This is a genomic window from Streptomyces sp. DSM 42067 (assembly GCF_055792885.1).
The window spans coordinates 6,135,601-6,151,883 of record NZ_CM147706.1 but is presented as its reverse complement, the minus strand read 5'-3'; the positions used below and the strand labels follow the sequence as shown (position 1 = coordinate 6,151,883).

Annotated in this window: 14 protein-coding genes; 10 read left to right on the top strand and 4 right to left on the bottom strand. The window is 71.3% G+C overall.

The window, feature by feature from the left end; translation table 11 throughout:
• Positions 1-196: 196 nt before the first annotated feature.
• The gene (locus ACSMXV_RS28120) at positions 197-2,053 is read left to right on the top strand and encodes an IS200/IS605 family accessory protein TnpB-related protein (RefSeq protein WP_473173992.1); all 1,857 of its coding nucleotides are present in this window, start codon (positions 197-199) and stop codon (positions 2,051-2,053) included.
• Between the two features lie 170 nt (positions 2,054-2,223).
• Positions 2,224-3,498 (top strand): ABC transporter substrate-binding protein, encoded by a 1,275-nt coding sequence (locus ACSMXV_RS28115; protein ID WP_473173991.1) that lies wholly within the window; start codon positions 2,224-2,226, stop codon positions 3,496-3,498.
• Positions 3,499-3,505: 7 nt separating this feature from the next.
• Here the strand turns inward: ACSMXV_RS28115 and ACSMXV_RS28110 are convergent, their stop codons facing one another.
• Genes ACSMXV_RS28110 through ACSMXV_RS28095 form a run of 4 tightly spaced genes read right to left on the bottom strand, consistent with a single transcriptional unit; the run spans position 3,506 to position 7,194 of the window.
• Positions 3,506-4,261, bottom strand: coding sequence for an ABC transporter ATP-binding protein (locus ACSMXV_RS28110; RefSeq protein WP_473173990.1), 756 nt, complete (start codon positions 4,259-4,261; stop codon positions 3,506-3,508).
• 3 nt (positions 4,262-4,264) lie between these two features.
• On the bottom strand, positions 4,265-5,197 hold the full coding sequence (locus tag ACSMXV_RS28105; protein ID WP_473173989.1) for an ABC transporter ATP-binding protein: 933 nt from the start codon (positions 5,195-5,197) through the stop codon (positions 4,265-4,267).
• Positions 5,187-6,179, bottom strand: a complete 993-nt coding sequence (locus tag ACSMXV_RS28100; RefSeq protein ID WP_473173988.1) for a branched-chain amino acid ABC transporter permease — start codon at positions 6,177-6,179, stop codon at positions 5,187-5,189. Before ACSMXV_RS28100 ends, ACSMXV_RS28105 begins: the two co-directional genes overlap by 11 nt.
• A gap of 19 nt (positions 6,180-6,198) precedes the next feature.
• The gene (locus ACSMXV_RS28095; protein ID WP_473173987.1) at positions 6,199-7,194 is read right to left on the bottom strand and encodes a branched-chain amino acid ABC transporter permease; all 996 of its coding nucleotides are present in this window, start codon (positions 7,192-7,194) and stop codon (positions 6,199-6,201) included.
• Between the two features lie 271 nt (positions 7,195-7,465).
• Here ACSMXV_RS28095 and ACSMXV_RS28090 point away from each other — a divergent pair, with 271 nt between their 5' ends.
• The 8 genes from ACSMXV_RS28090 to ACSMXV_RS28055 all read left to right on the top strand — a co-directional run bounded on the left by ACSMXV_RS28090 (position 7,466) and on the right by ACSMXV_RS28055 (position 16,228).
• Positions 7,466-8,308 carry a helix-turn-helix domain-containing protein gene (locus tag ACSMXV_RS28090; protein WP_473173986.1) on the top strand — a complete coding sequence of 281 codons (843 nt, stop codon included), beginning with the start codon at positions 7,466-7,468 and terminating at the stop codon, positions 8,306-8,308.
• 244 nt (positions 8,309-8,552) lie between these two features.
• Entirely contained in the window at positions 8,553-10,031 is a 1,479-nt protein-coding gene (locus ACSMXV_RS28085; protein WP_473173985.1) for a S1 family peptidase, read from the top strand.
• A gap of 415 nt (positions 10,032-10,446) precedes the next feature.
• Entirely contained in the window at positions 10,447-11,193 is a 747-nt protein-coding gene (locus tag ACSMXV_RS28080) for a MerR family transcriptional regulator (RefSeq protein WP_473173984.1), read from the top strand.
• A 431-nt stretch (positions 11,194-11,624) separates the two neighbouring features.
• A complete protein-coding gene (locus ACSMXV_RS28075) occupies positions 11,625-12,671 on the top strand; it encodes a sensor histidine kinase (protein WP_473173983.1) in 1,047 nt (348 codons plus the stop codon).
• Positions 12,634-13,302: a response regulator gene (locus ACSMXV_RS28070; RefSeq protein ID WP_181655480.1), complete on the top strand. Its 669-nt coding sequence runs from the start codon at positions 12,634-12,636 to the stop codon at positions 13,300-13,302. Before ACSMXV_RS28075 ends, ACSMXV_RS28070 begins: the two co-directional genes overlap by 38 nt.
• Before the next feature lie 285 nt (positions 13,303-13,587).
• Positions 13,588-14,412: a UbiA family prenyltransferase gene (locus tag ACSMXV_RS28065; protein ID WP_473173982.1), complete on the top strand. Its 825-nt coding sequence runs from the start codon at positions 13,588-13,590 to the stop codon at positions 14,410-14,412.
• A 20-nt stretch (positions 14,413-14,432) separates the two neighbouring features.
• The gene (locus ACSMXV_RS28060; RefSeq protein ID WP_473173981.1) at positions 14,433-15,350 is read left to right on the top strand and encodes an AfsR/SARP family transcriptional regulator; all 918 of its coding nucleotides are present in this window, start codon (positions 14,433-14,435) and stop codon (positions 15,348-15,350) included.
• 233 nt (positions 15,351-15,583) lie between these two features.
• A complete protein-coding gene (locus tag ACSMXV_RS28055; protein WP_473173980.1) occupies positions 15,584-16,228 on the top strand; it encodes a 4'-phosphopantetheinyl transferase family protein in 645 nt (214 codons plus the stop codon).
• Positions 16,229-16,283: the final 55 nt, after the last annotated feature.

The window sequence follows — 16,283 nt, the reverse complement described above, 5'->3', positions numbered from 1 at the left end:
GCCTCTGGTCGTCTCGCCTCGGCCCGGGAAGCGTCGGGGTATGTGCTGCGACTTGACTGAGCCCGAGCGTGTTCTGGATGTGCGTGAGTGAGCGTCGGCGTCCCGACTGCGGCGCGCATGAGCCTTTCCGAATGGGAACGGGAGTTCTTGCGTCGAATGAGTGACCCTTTGCGGGTGGTGCTCGTTGGATGCGGTGATGGGATCTTCGACGCCGAGCCGGGGGCGAGGGGTGGGCGAACTGCGGGAGCTGGCGGCGCCGTTCGTGGTGTCCGGCCCCTCGGGGGTGGCGATCCGGGCCCGGCTGCGGATGACAGCGGCGGACGCGGTGGTGCTGGGTGAGGTCGGGGCGTTCCTGGGGTCGCTGGCTGCGGGTGATCTCGCGGCACGGTCCCGGCAGGGGCTGGCCCACGACGCGGCAGCATGGGCGGTGCGGAAGCGGGAGCTGACGGGGGTCTCGTCGGCGCGCTGGGCGGGCAGCATCACCAAGGCCACGCATGACCAGTGGGCGCTGGCCCGGCGCGGCCAGGCCGACCAGGCGGCGTGGCTGCGCGGGCAGATCTCACAGATCGAGGCCAGGCTGGCCCGCCCCCTGGGTGCCAAGGCGGACAAGCGGGCGGGGCTGGTGCGCGGCTATGCCTCCCGTGCGGAGTGGCATGCCAAGTCCCGCCGCCTGCACGCCCTTAAAGACCAGCTGGCGCGGGTGGAGGCCAACCGGACAGCGGGCCGGGTGCACGTGGTGCGCGGCGGCAAGCAGCTCGCGAAGCTCCGCCACCACCTGGATGATGCCGGGCTGAGCGAGCGGGCGTGGCGGCAGCGGTGGCAGGCGGCGCGGATGTTCCTGGCCGCGGACGGGGAGTCCGGCAAGCGCTGCGGCAACGAGACCATCCGTATCACCGAGACCGGACAGCTCTCGATCAAACTCCCGGCCGCGCTGGCCCACCGGGCCAACGCCCCACACGGCCGGTACGTGCTCGACGCGACCGTGGCCTTCCCGTACCGGGGTGAGGAGTGGCTGGACCGGATCACCGGCAACCGGGCGGTGGCCTACCGCATCCACCACGATGTGGTGCGCGGCCGCTGGTATATGACCGCCTCCTGGCAGCGCGCCGCCGCCCCCGTACTGCCGCTTCAGGCGGCGCTGGCCCAAGGCGTGGTCGGGGTGGACATGAATGACGACCACCTCGCCGCCTGGCGGCTGGACGTGCACGGCAACCCGGTCGGCGAGCCCCGCCGCTTCTTCTACAACCTGTCGGGCTCGGCCACGCACCGGGACGCCCAGCTCCGGCACGCCCTGACCCGGCTGCTCCACCACGCCCGCCGGAGCGGGGCCGCGGCCATCGCCATCGAGGACCTCGATTTCACCGACGGCACCAGCCGCGAGCGGCACGGCCGCAACAAGCAGTTCCGCCGTCTCATCTCCCGGTTCCCCACCGCGAAGCTCAAGGCCCGGCTGGTGGCGATGGCCGCCGAGCAGGACATCGCGATCGTCGCGGTCGACCCGGCCTACACCAGCCGGTGGGGCGCCCAGCACTGGCAGAAACCACTGGCCACCCCCACCCGCAAGACCACCCGCCACGACGCGGCAGCCGTGGCGATCGGAAGGCGCGCCCTCGGGCATCCGATCCGGCGACGGACGGCACCGCCCCCACACGACCGGAGCGATCGTGCGGGGCATCGGACCGCCCAGGCCCGACCGGAGACCCAGCGGCGTGAGGAAACCCGCCTCCGCATTCCCGGACCACGGACACGATCCGCGCCGCCCGGATGCGGAGCGAACGCGGGCGACCAGCATGCCCAGCACCGTTCGGGGCACGCGGCTGAGCACATGCAACTTATGCTCAGTCTTAGGAACGGTGAACGAGCGAAGGAGGCCGTCATGAAGTCCGGAGCCTCGGAGTACGACCCCTGGCTGTACTCGCACACCCCGTCCCAGGCCGAGGGCGAGCGCGACGAACCGTCCGAGCGTAGTGCCATGGAGCAGCACCCGGACGTGCCCAGGACCGAGCCGTCCCAGGCGGAGGGCGAGCGGGGGAACGAAACCCCGGCCAAGTGACCGGCAAAGCCGGGGCACGGCCGCCCCGCCGGGCGCCGGACGGCCGCCCCGGCCGCGCCCCAAGCAAGGCACGGGCCGACGACGTACGCCGCGATCTACTCTCGTAACAGAAGGCGGGCGGAAGGCCGGCCTCACCGACCGCCGCCTGCCTCTGCTGAGAGGAGGCGGTCATGAAAGCCTCGACACGGCGCTCCGCGATCTTCACGAGCGCGGCTGCCCTGGTGCTCGCGCTGTGGGGCGGGACGGCCGGTACCGCCGGCGCCGGATCGCCGGCGTCCGTCCCGGCTCAGGACGGTGACGGCGAGCTCAAGTTCGGCTATGTCCTGCCGGAGACGGGTCAGCTGGCCTTCCTCGGCCCGCCGCAGATCGAGTCGCTGAAGTTCGCGATCCAGACCATCAACCAGTCCGGCGGTGTGCTCGGCAGGCCGGTGCCCGCCGTGGTCTCCGGCGACGAAGCCGGTCAGGAGGCCGTGGCGGCGCAGTCCGCCGACCGGGTCCTCGCCTCGGGCGTGGACGCGATCATCGGCGCCGCGGCATCCGGCATGTCGCTGTCGTTCATCGACCGGGTGACCGGCGCCGGCGTCGTGCAGTGCTCCGGGGCGAACACGGCACCCACCTTCACCGACTACGACGACGGCGGGTTCTACTTCCGTACCGCGCCGAGCGACACGCTGCAGGGACCGGTCCTGGCGAGGGCCGTCCTCGGGGACGGCCACGACCGGGTGGCCCTGCTCGCGCGCGCCGACGACTACGGGCGCGGCCTGCTGGAGTCCACGAGGAAGGCGCTGGAGGACGGCGGTGCGACCGTGCCGGTGGCCGAGACGTACGACCCGAGGGCGACGAACTTCGACCAGGCCGTGCAGAGGGTGCGGAACACCGGTCCGGATGCCGTCGTCGTGATCTCCTTCGAGGAGGGCGCGCAGATCCTGCAGGGGCTCATCGAGGCGGGGCTCGGACCCGACCGTATCGGCGTGTACGGCGCCGACGGACTCCGCAGCGAGGAACTGCCGTCGCTAGTCGCCCCGCGCGATCCTGCCCGGCTCGCCGGGATGAAGGGGACCGCGCCGGCCTCGGCGGAGAACGAGGAGTACGTGAGGCAGCTGAAGGAGTTCGCGCCCCAGCTGAAGGAGTTGCAGTTCGCACCGCAGGTCTTCGACTGCGTGACCACCATCGCGCTCGCCGCGGAGAAGGCGCGGTCGGACGACCCGGGCGTGTTCGCCAAGGAGATCGTCGCGATCACCAGGGACGGCGAGAAGTGCGCCACGTACGCCGTCTGCAAGAGGCTGATCCAGGCCGGCGCGGACATCGACTACGAGGGCGTGAGCGGTCCGCTCGACTTCACCGACGCCGGCGAACCGGGTCAGGCCACGATCGAGGTCTACACCTACGACGACAAGGGTCGGCTGCAGACGCTCCGCACGGAGGTGAGCAGCTTCCAGCAGTGAGCTTCGTTCAGCGGACGCGGGCCAGGGTGCCGAGATAGCAGGCGATCACCTTCTTGTCGTGCAGGAGTTCCATGCCCCGGCCGGTGTAGGCGTTGCGGCCCTGGTCGAGGACGTAGCCGCGGTCGCAGATCTGCAGGCAGCGGCGGGCGTTCTGCTCGACCATGAGCACGGCGACGCCCGCGCCGTTGATCTCCTTGACCCGGTCGAACACATGGTCCTGGTGGAGGGGCGACAGCCCGGCGGACGGCTCGTCGAGCAGCAGCAGCTGTGGCTCCGTCATCAGCGCACGCGCCATCGCCAGCATCTGCCGCTCGCCGCCGGACATCGAGCCGGCCTTCTGCCGGCGGCGGGCGGCCAGGACGGGGAAGAGCTCCTCGACCTCGGCGGCCCGCCGCGCGTAGTCCTTGGACCGCAGATAGATGCCCATCCGGAGGTTCTCCTCGACGGTCAGCGTGGCGAACACGTTCTGCAGTTGCGGTACGTAGCCCACGCCCCGGCGGACCAGTTCGTGCGCGGGCCGGTTGGTGACGTCCTCGGCGCCCAGCCGCACGGTGCCGGCGCGTACGCGGAGCAGGCCGAACACCGCTTTGACGAGGGTGGACTTGCCCGCTCCGTTGGGGCCGATCACGCCGACCAGCTCGCCTTGGCGCACCTCGATGCTGCAGCCGCGCAGGACGTCGACGCCCGGAAGGTACCCGGCGACGATCCCTTCGGCGGCCAGCACCGGCGGCTGCCCGTCCGGTTCTCGCTCGTTGGCCGTCATCGGCTACTCCTTCTCCCTCGTCGCCTCCGGCTCGTCGTGCCGTCTGCCCAGGTAGGCGTCCACGACTGCGGGGTTGCGGCCGATCGTGTCCGGCGGGCCCTCGGCCACCAGGCGGCCGTCGGCCATGACGGCGACCCAGTCGCTGATACCACTCACCACATCCATGTCGTGCTCGACGAAGCACACGGTCAGGCCCTCGTCGCGCAGCTGGGTGATGTGACCGAGCAGCGACTGGGTCAGCGCGGGGTTCACTCCGGCCATCGGCTCGTCGAGCAGGACCATGACGGGCCGGGCCATCAGCGCGCGGGCCAGTTCCAGGAGTTTGCGCTGCCCGCCGGAGAGCGTGCCGGCGTGGTCGTCGCGCAGCGGCCCGAGCCGGAACCGTTCCAGCATCTCGTCGGCCCGTTCCTCGATCTCCCGCTCCTGCCCGTGCCACAGCGGCGGCAGCAGCGCGGGCAGCAGCCGCTCGCCGAGCTGTCCCGTGGCGGCGAGCTTCAGGTTCTCCAGCACGGTGAGCCGGGCCAGGGTCCTGGTGAGCTGGAACGTACGGACGAGTCCGCGCCGCGCCACCCGGTGCGCCGGACGGCCGGTGAGCAGGTGTCCGTCGAACCACCACCGGCCGCCGTCGGCCCGGTCGAAGCCGCTCACCACGTTGAACAGCGTCGTCTTGCCCGCGCCGTTGGGTCCGATCAGTGCCGTGATGGCGCCCCGCTGCACCTCCAGATGGTCGACCCGTACGGCGGTGATGCCGCCGAAGGTGCGGGTCACCTGGTCCATGACGAGCAGGGGGTCGGGCTTGCGCACCCCGGGCTCAGGAGCGGCGCGAGCGGGCTCGGGAGCTGTCCGAGCGGGCTCGGGAACGGTCCCGGCAGGCTCGGGAACGTTCCCGGCAGGCTCGGGAACGGCCCGAGCTGTGGCGACAGGGTCAGCGGCCACTGAGCAGCATCTCCTTCCTGCTTCCGAGGATGCCCTGCGGCCGGAACGTGATCAGCAGGATCAGAGCCAGCCCGACCAGGGCGAAGCGCACGGCGCCCACCTCCGACGTACTGATCAGCTCCGGCGACACGTACCCGGCGGCGATGGCCCCCCGCAGCGCGCTGTCGAGGAACGCGAGCACGAACCAGAACAGCACCGAGCCGACGACGGGCCCCAGGATCCGCCCGGCGCCGCCGAGCACGAGCAGGGTGTAGAGGAAGAAGGTGACGGCAGGGTCGTAGCTGTCGGGGTTCACCGACTGCACCTGGATGGCGCCGAGCATGCCGCCGGCGGCGCCGATCACGCCGCCCAGCACCAGGCTCTGCATCTTGCAGGCGTAGACGTTCTTGCCGAGGCTGCGCGCGGCGGTCTCGTCCTCGCGTACGGCACGGACGAGGCGCCCCCATGGGCTGTGGATCAGCAGGGCGAGCAGGACCCCGGTCACCGCGACCAGCGCCCAGCCGACGATCAGCACCCACAGGTCCCGGGCGCTGAACCGCACCAGCCACACCCCGTACGTACCGCGCGGGATCGGGCTGAGGGCGTAGAAGTCGTTCGCGAACCGCTGCAGTCCGAACACTCCGCCCGTGACCGGCTCGGCCCAGCTGGACCGGTAGAACAGCCGCAGCGTCTCCCCCGCGGCGATCGTGGTGATCGCGAGATAGTCGGCGCGCAGCCGCAGCGTGGGCAGGCCGAGCAGCAGGGCCAGTACGACCGCGGAGGCCAGCCCGGCCAGGATGCCCAGCCACAGCGGGCCGCCCCAGGTCGCCACGGTGACCGCGAGCCCGTAGCCGCCGACCAGCATGAACCCGACCTGGCCGAAGTTCAGCAGCCCGGTGTAGCCGAAGTGCAGGTTCAGGCCCATCGCGGCGAGCGCGTAGACGGCGGCGATGGGGCCGATGCCGGAGCGCAGGGCGTCGGAGACGATGACCGAGAAGTCCATGGCGCACACCTGACGACCCTCATCCCACCCGTTCCGCGCGGCCGAGGATGCCCTGCGGCCGCACCAGCAGGACGACGATGAGGACGATCAGCGCCCACGCGTACTGCAGGTCGACCGGGAACCACAGGGTGGACATCTGCGCGACGACGCCGATGACGAGGCTGCCCGCCATCGCGCCGTAGGCGGAGCCGAGCCCGCCCAGGATGATCCCGGCGAACATCAGCAGCAGCAGCTTGAAGCCCATGTCCCAGGTGACGGTCTCGACCAGGCCGAAGAAGACGCCGCCGAGTGCGGCAAGACCGCCGCCGAGCATCCACACGAACAGCACCACCCGCTGCACGTCGATGCCCGACGCCTCCGCGAGGTCGCGGTTGGCGGAGACGGCGCGGACGGCCGTGCCCGTCCGCGTCCTCTGCAACAGCAGGGCGACACCGACCAGTACGAGTACCGCGAGCAAGGTGACGGTGAGGTCCCGCGGGGTGATGCCGACCGGGCCGAGCTCGATCGCGCTCTGGATGTCGTACTGGACGTAGGAGCCGGGCCGGGTCCCGTACAGCACGAGCACGACGTGCCGCAGCAGCAGCGACAGCCCGATCGTGACGATGAACAGGTTGATCAGCCCGGTGCCGCGCGCCCGCAGCGGCCTCCAGACGCCGCGGTCGACCGCCCCGCCCAGCACGGCCCCGAACGCGACCGCGGCGAGGGCGGCCGGGATCAGATGCCATCCCGGACCCGCCGGGGATGCGTTGAGGAAGAACGCGGACGTGGCGCCGATGGTGACGAACTCGCCGTGCGCGAAGTTGATCAGATGGATCGTGCCGAAGACCAGCGAGAGCCCGACCGCGGTGATCGCGATGATGACGCCGAACTGGATGCCGTCGATCAGCGCCTGCAGCGCACGCCCGCCGAACGCCGGACCGCGCGGAGCGTCCTCGCCCTGCGCCCGCGCGGAGACGGCGGGCAGCATCACGAGACCCAGGGCGAGCGCCGGTACGAACACCCGCTGACAGCGCACGACAGTTCCGAGAGTTCCGGGGTTCCGGACGTCCGGGCCTTCGCGGAGTTCCGTTCCGCGAACGGCCTCTGTTACTCAGTGTAAGCGCGGCCGGGGGCGGGGGCGCCGCAGACCCGTACCACGTCCTGACGGTGTGCCGGTAGCCCGATCGAGCGAAACCCCTACAAGCGGCGAAACCGCCGGTACCGCGCGGATCATCATCGGAAGTCAGCGGATCCACATGCGTGGCCGCCGTGCGCCGACCGACCCCCACCCCCCGCGGGAGGCACCGATGCAGCAGAGCGACGACGTACGCCGCCGCAACCTCAGCCGCCTGTTGATCAAACAGCGGTCCCTGCTCACGCCTCAGGACGTCGGGCTGCCGCAGCAGACGACGCGTCACCGCAGGGGCCTCGAGCAGGAGCAGGTGGCGTTCCTGTCGGGGACCACGCTCCGCTGGTACAGCGCGCTCGAGAACGGCGAGCTGAGCGAGGTCGACCCCGGGCTCCTGTCCGACGTCGCGACCGCCCTGCGTCTCAGCCCGGAGGAGCGCACCGATCTGTTCTGCCTGGCCGCCCGCGTGGTGCCCCCGAGCCTCAGCCACCGCAGGCCCGTACCCGACGCCTGCCATCTCGCCGCGCTCGAAGCCGCCGAACCAAACCCGGCGGTCCTGACCGACCACGCCTGGAACGTCCTTGCGGCCAACGAGGCCGTGGCCGACTGGTTCCAGGACCCGGGCACGATCGAGCCGGACGACCGCAACGCCCTGCTCTGGCTGTTCACCGGCACGGCCGCCGCGCGCATCGCGGACATCGCCGACGCGCGCCGTCTCGCCATCGCCCGGCTGCAGATCGTCTACACGATGTGCCGCGGTGAGGCCGCGCTGGACGCCCTCGTCTCGCGCGTCGTGCGGCATCCGGTCGCGGAACGGCTCTGGCGCGACGAACGGGCCAGCCTGGGCCCGGGTTTCTCGCTACGCAGGGTGCGCCACCCCGAGCACGGGGAGAGCCCCGTCCTCATCACCTCCACGGATCTGCCGGGCGGTCTGCGGCTCATCGTCTGCCTGCCGCGGCGCCAACCGCGCCCGGCGACCCCCGCCGCGACCGTCCCCGCCCCCCTCGACGCCGGGATCTGACGAGCCGACGCCCGGATTCGACGCCGGGCCCGATGCCTGGGTCCGACCCCGGGTGCGACGCCGGGCCTCCGCCCGGCTGTGTCCCCCGGCTCCGGTTCACCGCGGCCGCCGCACACGTCCCGTCAGCCGCGGTGAACCGGATCGGCGGCCGGCACGTACTGGAGGCGGGTCGTACTCACGTGGCCCCCGCGCGGTTGACGCCGTGTCGGACGACTGACGACGGACGACGACTTGGGGGCCGCGGATGAGGCACGTACGGCGGAGGGTCCACCGGATCGCGCGGCTGGCGGCCGCCTGCGGGCTGGTCTGCGGTGGCGTGATGGTGTCGACTGCCATGGCGGGCGAGAGCTCCGGGCGGACGACTGCCGCGCCGGGTGGCGCCTCCGAGGCCTCGGCGCTCGCCGACGGCTCCCGGGCGTCCGACGCCCCAGGGCTGTCCGGCGGCTCCGCGCTGGGCGCGCGTATGGTCTCGCGGCTCGGCACGTCCCGTACCGCGGGCAGTTGGATCGGTTCCGACGGGCGGCCGGTGGTGGCCGTGACCGACGCGGAGGCGGCGGCCGATGTGCGGCGGGTGGGAGCGCGCGCCAAGGTCGTGCACCACAGCATGGACCGGCTTCGCTCGGCGACCGAGACGCTGAGCGCGACGCCCAGGGTGCCCGGCACCGCGTGGTCCGTCGACTACGCGTCCAACAAGGTCGTGGTGCACGCCGACAGCACCGTCTCGGCGGACGACTGGTCCCGTCTGTCCGGTGTCGCGGAGGGCATCGGCGGCTTCGTGGAAATGGCACGGACCGGCGGCGCCTTCACCACCAGGGTGAACGGTGCCGCGCCGATCTTCGCCGGGAACGGCCGCTGCTCCGCGGGCTTCAACGTGACGGACGGCCGGGACGACTTCATCCTCACGGCCGGGCACTGCGGCCCCATGGGCACCACCTGGTTCCAGGACAGCCAGGGCAGCACGCAGGTCGGTACGACCGTCGCCGGCAGCTTTCCCGGCAGCGACTTCTCGCTCGTGCGGTACGGGAACGGCGGGAGCGGCACCAGCGGCGGGGCCGGTGTCGTGGACATCGGCGGAGGCCAGGGAGTGCGTATCGTCGGCGCGGCCGATCCCGTCGTCGGCCAGCAGGTGTTCCGCAGCGGCAGCACGACGGGACTGCACTCCGGCACGGTGACCGCGCTGAACGCGACCGTGAACTACCCCGAGGGCACGGTCACCGGCCTCATCGAGACCGACGTCTGCGCCGAGCCCGGGGACAGCGGCGGCCCGCTGATCGCACAGGGGCTCGCGCTCGGCGTGACGTCCGGAGGCAACGGCGACTGCAGCTCCGGGGGCACCACCTTCTTCCAGCCCGCCCTCACGGCGCTGGACGCGCTCGGGGTGCGGCTGGCCGACCCCCGGACCGGTGGCGGAGGCGACGGCTCTGCGGCCGCCCGCGAGGACGGAGGGAACAGCGGTACGGGCTCCGAAGCGGCCGTCCCCGCACCCTCCACCCCGTCGTCGGAAGGCATCACAGGGGTGCCGCCTGCCGTGCCGGGCTCACCGGGGGCACAGGGAGCGGCAGGCGGAATGAGCACGCTGAGCCAGATCGTGAACTTCCGGACTGTGGCACCTGGGTTGACGGTCATCGTGGTCAGCCTGCTCGCGCTGGTGGCCACCCACTGGATCCGCACCCGCCAGGATCGCCGGCGCCTGCGTGCCTACTACTCCGGGAGCTGGGGCTGAGCCGCCGCGGAGGCCCCGCCCCGCGCTCGTCAGGGTGCTGACGGATCCACAACCGGCGCGCATGCTTCCGGCGCGACGACGCGCGGTGTGTTCACCGCGCGCCTGCTGCGGCCGGTACCGACGGCACCGGAGGAGTTCGAGTGGGCGGTGGCTCGTCCGGGACGGGCTGGCGTTGACGGCGGTGGTGATCCCGGCGGGCGGCTGAGCACCACTCAAGACCCTGCCCTTTCTCCCGGCATACCTCCTCCGCGACGTCACGGCGGTTCCGCAGGAAACACGCCCGCTACGCCCTTCGACGCATCAGCGCCCGGGATACCCGGCAGCGCCTTGTGCGGCCGTTCTCACGCTGCGTAAAGTCCCGGCAGCCTCCGAAAGTCCCGGAATTCCCCTCAACTGGCCCGAAGGTGAGTGAGACGTGCAGCAGCTCTCCGAACTGAGCCGCCGGACCGGTGTCCCCGTCCGCACGCTGCGGTCCTATCTGCGGATGGAGTTCCTGCCGGCTCTGCCGGCATACGACGAGTCGCATGTGCGCAGGGTCGCCCTGGTCAGGACACTGCTGGACGTCGGCGGGCTGTCGTACGCGGCGATCCGTCAGATCGTGCAGCTCATCGACACCTCGCGGCCGCCGCTGCACGAACTGCTCGGCGCCGTCCAGTACGCCCTGCCGGCGCGCGGTTCCGTCTCGCACGACCAGGAGTGGGAGCGGGCCAGGGACCGGGCGTCGCGGCTCGCCGAGCAGCGCGGCTGGCGGGTGAACCCGGAGAACCCGGCCTGGCACACCCTCACCCAGGTGCTGGTGGCCTGCGAGTGGCTTGAACAGCAGGATCTGCTGCGGCTGTTGGAGACCTACGCGGAGGCCCTGGAGCGCGTTGTCGCGATCGAGGTGCAATTGCTGCGCGACCAGCCCGACGCGGAGAGCGCCGCAACGAGCATGGTGTCGGGGACGGTTCTCGGAGATGTCGCGCTGTCCGCGCTGCGGCGACTTCTTCACGAACATTTCTCGGGCACCCATGACGATTTCCCGGGCGCCCGTGAACGCTTTTCCGTCACCCAGGGACACCGCTCCTCCCCGGCGCAGCCCGCGCCGGCCCTGTCCACCGCGGAACCATCACGCGTTGGCGTGGACGGCGAGCGCCCCCACAACAGGCGCCCCGGCGACTGACTTCCCGTCAACAGACGGGAATCCCTCCGGCGCAGGCGACCGGAGAGCGGCTGGAGAGCAGCCGAGAACACGCGCGCTTTCAGACAACACCGACCTGGCCTTCCACCGCCCTCACGAGAGCTTCACAGTGACACCTGTCACGCGCCCGGAATGAACAAGTCGGCCGGAATACCTTTTAGTTGAAGCCGAGACCAAGCAGTGCCAGGGGCAACGTGTCGCGGCTTGACACCCCGTTGGGCACAAGGCATGCTCAACCCGATCTCGGGAGCCCCTTCCTCTTGACAGCGCGGTCTGGATACGGAAGGAGCGGCTGAGGCACCGACGGGGGGTTAGGAAACGTGCACCAGGCATTGCCGCAGGAACCAGAGGGAATAGGTCTGGATTCTGAGGGCGCGCAGCTGGCTGCGGAATTTCTGGCGCTGGAAGCCGAAATGCTCGACGCATATCAGCGAATCCTCGCCGAGCGAAAGAACCCCTTGGGCGTGAATCCGGCCGCCTGGGTCACCTGTCGCGAACAAGCCCGGCACATCATCGCGGAATGCGCGCACACCCTGCGGCACGGAACCGAGGCCCCGCTCAATCCGCAGCTCACCAGGAAAACCCGCAGACTCGGCGGAGCACGGCTCTCCCAGGGAATCCCCCCGGTCTACTCGGTCCGTGCCGGATCCCTGTTCTTCCAGATCGCCATGGACCACCTGGGCCGCGTCTTCGCGGACCGTCCCGGCTCGGAGCAGTACCTGATGAAGGTGCTGCCGACGCTCCAGACGGCGATCACGCGGCGCCTGGAGGAAGGTTCCAGCGGCTACGACCTCTTTCTGCTCGACGTCGTACGCGACGCGGCGCAACAGGGCCGGCACGGCATGGCCCGGGAGATCCACGACCGCATCGGCAGCGCGGCCAGTCTCGCCCTGCGCCAGCTCGAACTCTTCGAACTCACCCAGAACGTCTCGTCGTCGACGGACGCCCGGCTCGGCAGCCTGAAGCAGGCGATCCTGGAGACCCTCTACACCACGCGCGACATCGTTACGGAGCTGCGGACCAGGGCGGACACCACCGGCTCCCTCCAGGTGGCGCTCTCCGCGTTCGTCACGGCCATGGCGATCGACGAGCCCGAGGTCGAGATCCACGTGGAGGACCCGGACGACCTGCTGCCGCGCACCGTCAGCGACGACCTCTTCATCATTCTCCGCGAGTGTCTGCGGAACGCCCTGGCCCACGCCTCCGCCTCCCGCGTCACCCTCGACGTCCGGGTCGGCCCCGGGTGCGTACGGGCATCCGTGCGGGACGACGGCGTCGGCTTCTCACCCGGGCACCGGCGGGGCAACGGCATCGCCTCACTGACCGAACGCACCCAGCTGCTGGGCGGCAGCCTCACCATCGACAGCGCACCCGGGAGGGGCACCGCCGTCGAGTTGACCGTCCCGATCGACGAGGAGGAGCATGCAGACGACGGACGAGGCCCGGCCGGGGACGGATGAGCCGATCCGCATCATCGCCGTGGACGATCACTCGCTGCTGCGCAGCGCCCTGTGCCAGCTGATCGACGCGGAAGAGGACCTGCGGGTCGTGGCCGACGTGGACACATCCGAGGGCCTGGGCGACCTGGTGGAGCGGACCGGCGCCCATGTCGTGCTGCTGGACGTGGAGATGCCGGACCATCATGCGCCCAGCGTCGTGAGCGAGTTGGCCGAGCGTTTCCCGCAGCTGCACGTGCTGATGCTGACGATGTACAACGACCCTGCCCTCGTGACGGAGCTCCTGGCCCGCGGCGCCCGCGGCTATCTCCACAAGAGCATTCCGCGCGAGTCACTGCTGTCCGCGATCCGCAACACCACAGGACGCGATCCGCACGTCACCATCGCGGTGCCGCGCAGTGGAATTCCGGAGTCCGGCTTCGCCGAACCACAGCAGACGCTCTCACCCCGTGAGCGGGAGGTGCTCACGCATGCCGCCGCGGCCCTGAGCAATCGCCAGATCGCCACCCGGCTGCGTATTACCGAAGGAACAGTGAAGCGGCATCTGCGGAACATATTCGAGAAACTCGGCGCGGTCTCCCGTATCGACGCGGTCAACAAGGCAGTCGACGCACAGCTGATCAGAAGACCGTAGGCGGCGGCCGCGCGGCCCGTGTTCGCAATATCGGGCCGGGACGGGGTCGTGTTGGTTGCATGCCACGCATACACCTTAGGGAGCATACGGCCTGCCCCTAGGTGAGTCTGTCACGCCGGAGATATGCGAATTAGATTCGACGGTATGCCGACTCTGACGCCTGCGAATCCTGCGAGAACCGCACCATCCGCACCGTCCGCGACACCCTCCAGACCCGCGAAGACCTCCGTAATCCGGGGGAACCTGCGCCTTCTGGCGCTGTGCGCCCAGGAATCGCGGTATGCCGTGCAGATCGTTTTCCTGCTGCGCTTCCTGGTGGGCGGAACGGTCGGCGTGACGTCGTACGCGGCAATTCCGCCGACCCTTTTTCTCGGTGCCGCCGTATGGTTCTGCGCCGTCGCGTTCACCTATCTCTACAACGGTGTCACGGACATCCGGGAGGACCGCGCCAACGGCTCCGGGCGCCCCATCGCCCGCGGCGCCCTGCCCGTCCCGTTCGCGCGCCGTACCGCCTGGGTGCTGGCCGCGCTCGCCCTGGCCGGCGGTGCCGTCCTCGGGCCCGTGATGCTCATGGTCACGCTGTGCATGCTGCTGCTCGGTCATGCCTATTCCGCGCCCAGGTTCTCCCTCAAGAGCCGTACCCCCGACACGATCGTGGTGGTCGTCGCGAGCGGCGCCCTCACCTACGCCGGAGGGGCGCTCTGCGGTGGTGCCGTTCTCACCTCCGAGCTGCTCGCCTTCTCCGCCGCCATGTGCCTGTGGATGGGCATGGTCGGCGCGGTCGCCAAGGACTTCTCGGACGCCGCCGGCGACGCCAGGCACGGCCGCCGCAACTGGACGGTGCTGTTCGGCCGCGCCGTCACCGCCTGCATCGTCTCGCTGAGCGCCGTCAGCATCGGCGCCGCGCTGCTCGCGAGCGCCGTCGTGCTCGCCGCGCCCGGGCTCCTGGCTCCCGCCGCCGTGGTCCTCTGCGGGGCGCTGGCGCTGTCCGCCGCGGCACTCACCGCACGGCGCGACGACTCCCGGTCCCGTCGCAGGCTGCCGTACCGGATCTTCATGATCACGCAGTACACGGCGCACGCCGTCACCTTCGCTCAGCCGATCGCTTGAACAGAAACGGGGGACTCACGATGAGCGACACCCGGGCGCAGTTCCGAATACCGGGCGCCACCGGCTCGTCGAGCCGGCAGCCGTATGCATCCGCCGCGCCCGCGGCACCGAGGCCGGCCGGGCCCTCGACACCGGCACCCGCCGCGCCCTCGACACCGGGGGCCGGCGCCGAGACCGTCGGCTTCCGGATCCTCGGCCCGCTCGAGGCCGTCGGCGCCGGCACGACGCACCGGCCGCGCGGACCCAAGGTGCGCAAACTGCTCGCCCTCCTGGCCGTGCGGGCGCACGACATCGTCGAAGTGGACACGCTCGTCGACGAGTTGTGGGACGGCGATCCCCCGTCCACCGCCGTCAGCACCGTCCGTACGCACATCTACCACCTGCGCCAGGAGCTGGAGCGGGAGCTTGGCGCGGGCGCCGTCCGGGACGTCATCACCACGGAGGCCACCGGCTACTCGCTGCGCACCGCGCCCGGCCGGCTGGACCTGGAGAACTTCACCCGGCTGTACGGCCAGGGACGCGCCGAACTGCGGGCCGGGCGCCATGAGGCGGCGCTGGAGGTGCTGGACGCCGCGCTGGGTCTGTGGCGCGGCCGCACCCTCGCGGACGTCGCCCAGGGGCGGGTGCTGGCCGGGCACGCGGCCCGCATCGAGGAACTGCGGGTACGGGCACAGGAGTTGCGCATCGAGGCCGCGATGGGCCTCGGCCGGCACCGTGAACTCGTGCCTGAGCTGCGCCGCCTGGTCGCCGTCGACCCGCTGAACGAATGGCTCCACGCGCGCCTCATCGACGCCCTGCACCGGAGCGGGCGCCGGGGCGACGCGCTGCGCGCCTTCCATGACGTACGGGCCGTGCTGGCCGAGGAGCTGGGCCTGGAGCCCTCCGAGGACCTGCGGCAGCTTCAGCACCACATCCTGGCGGGCGGGTCGGCGGCGTGAGCAGCACATTGAGCCGCGCATCGGGCTCCACCTCGAGCAGCACGTCGGGCTCCGCCTGGAGCAACGCATCGGGCTCCACCCTGAGCAGCGCATCGGGCAGCGCTTTGAGCAGGGGTTCGAGTGGGGCTTCGAACAGCGCTTCGGAGACAGTTCGGGGCGCTGCTCCGGGCGTCGGGCCGCAGCAGGGCCGGGAGCGGGCCCCTGCCGGAACCGTACGCATCCGGATCTGGACGGTGCCGATCGCGGCCGCGGCCTCCGCGGTGCCCTACGAGGAGGCGTACGCCGTCCTGGACTCGGCCGAGCGCGAGCGGCTGGCCCGCTTGCGGCGGGCCGGGGACCGGCTGCGCTACCTGGCGATACACCACGTGTACCGGGGCGTGCTCGGGCAGCGGCTCGGGGTCGCTCCAGCCGATGTGGGGTTCCGCCGGTACTGCGCGCGGTGCGGCGACGAGGGGCACGGCAAGCCGGTGCCCTTCGCCCCTGACGGGGCCTCCCTCTCGGCGAGCCTGTCGCACTCGGGGGCGTATGCGCTCATCGCCGTCTGCGACTCGTCGGCGGTGCCCGTCGGTGTGGACATCGAACGTGTGCGGCCGCACATGGACTGGAGCCGCATCCCGTGTGTCCAGGGCGGCCGCAACACCCATGGCTTCGAACAGTGGACGCGGGCAGAGGCGCTGGTGAAGGCGGCGGGGACCGGGCTGAGCCGTCATCCGCCGCGGTACACCGGCCATGTCTTCGGCACCTGGCGCGCGGCGCGGGTGCCGGGCTCCGGGCACGAGTGGTTCGTGCGCAGCGTGCGGTCGCCCGAGGGGTACGCGGCGTCGGTCGCGAGCGGGAGTGCGGACGCGCGGGTGACGGTGGTGGGGTGGCGGCCGTAGCGCCGGAGCGAGGACAGAGGGGCGGTCCCGGAAAGCTGTTCCGGGACCGCCCCTC